The organism is Streptomyces sp. NPDC005281, assembly GCF_040607495.1.
GTDB lineage: Bacteria > Actinomycetota > Actinomycetes > Streptomycetales > Streptomycetaceae > Streptomyces.
Genome location: NZ_JBEXGX010000102.1, coordinates 1 through 1,448, shown reverse-complemented (window position 1 = coordinate 1,448; position 1,448 = coordinate 1). Strand labels below are relative to the sequence as shown.

1 protein-coding gene is annotated in these 1,448 nt (G+C 68.3%); it reads left to right on the top strand.

All coding sequences use genetic code 11. The annotated features are described in order from the left end of the window. The first annotated feature begins 84 nt into the window (after nucleotides 1-84). Complete coding sequence (locus ABZV42_RS42215; RefSeq protein WP_355992017.1) at nucleotides 85-1,335, top strand: IS701 family transposase; 1,251 nt, start codon at nucleotides 85-87, stop codon at nucleotides 1,333-1,335. Nucleotides 1,336-1,448: the final 113 nt, after the last annotated feature.

Here is a 1,448-nt window from a genome sequence, read left to right as displayed (position 1 = left end):
CTAGTAGGGCTTGGTCATCTTCACTCGTGAGTGGCGTGTCTGCTTGCTCGTGGGTGTCGTTGACCTGGTGTGACACCTGAGGAGATGGCCGAAGTCCGGGAGGACTTGGAGGCGTTCGCGGCGGGGTTGTTCGACGGGTTCTTCCGTGCGGATCAGCGGCGCTGGGGGCAGGTGTATGTGCGCGGGCTGCTGCTGGACGGCAGACGCAAGTCGGTGGAGCCTATGGCGGCCCGTCTGGGCGAGGACGGCAACCGGCAGGCGCTGGCGCACTTCATCACTTCCAGTCCGTGGGATCCGGCGCATGTACGGGCCCGGCTGGCCTGGAGGATGCACGAGGCGATCGGCCCGGAAGCGCTGATCATCGACGACACCGGCTTCCTCAAGGACGGGGACGCCTCGGCGGGTGTGTCGCGGCAGTACACCGGCACCGCGGGCAAGGTCACCAACTGCCAGGTGGGCGTCTCGCTGCATCTGGCCCGCGATCATGCCTCGGCCGCGGTGAACTGGCGGCTGTTCCTGCCGGCTTCGTGGGACCCCGCCTCCGCGGAGGCGGATGGGGACAAGGTCGCCCGCCGCACCCGCTGCGGCATTCCTGCCCAGGTGGGGCATGTGGAGAAGTGGCAGTTGGCCCTGGACATGATCGACGAGACACGGTCGTGGGGCATCGATGTCCCCCTGGTGGTCGCGGACGCAGGCTATGGCGATGCCGCTGCCTTCCGCCTCGGCCTGGAGGAACGAGACCTGCCCTATGCGGTCGGTGTCTCCGGCCGGCACACCGCGCATCCGGCCGGCGCCCGGCCCGTCCGGCCGGCTTATGCGGGCACCGGCCGACCACCGAAAGTGCAGTATCCCGAGCCGGCGCAGACGATGAAGAACTTGGTCGTCGCGGCGGGGAAGGCGGCCGCACGGCCGGTGTCCTGGCGGGAAGGATCCCGGCCGGGCAAGGGCCGTAATGGCTTCAAACGCATGTACTCGCGGTTCGTCGCTCTCAGGGTCCGCCCGGCCGGACGCGGCATCCGCAAGGTTGCCGATGGTCCGGAGCTGCCCGAGCGGTGGCTGTTGGCCGAGTGGCCGGCCGGCGAGAGCGAACCGGTGCAGTTCTGGCTGTCGAACCTGCCCTCCGGGATGCCCCTGGCGACTTTGGTGCGGCTGGCCAAACTCCGCTGGCGCATCGAACACGACTACCGAGAGATGAAACAGGCCCTGGGACTGGCCCACTTCGAAGGCCGCACCTGGGGCGGCTGGCACCACCACGTCACTCTCGTCTCCGCAGCCCACGCCTTCTGCACCCTGCAACGACTGACGCGAGACCCAAAAGACACAGCGCTGGTCTGAGCCTCTACCAGGTCGTCCGCGACTTGCAGACACTGCTCGCTGCCTGGACCGGCGCCTGCCCCACCTGCCACCGCAACATACCCACGCCACTACGAACCTGACCAAGCCCTACT

Bases quoted from the DNA above. Each gene is read 5' to 3' on its own strand.
- ABZV42_RS42215 (WP_355992017.1), top strand. From the start codon at position 85: ATGGCCGAAGTCCGGGAGGACTTGGAGGCGTTCGCGGCGGGGTTGTTC.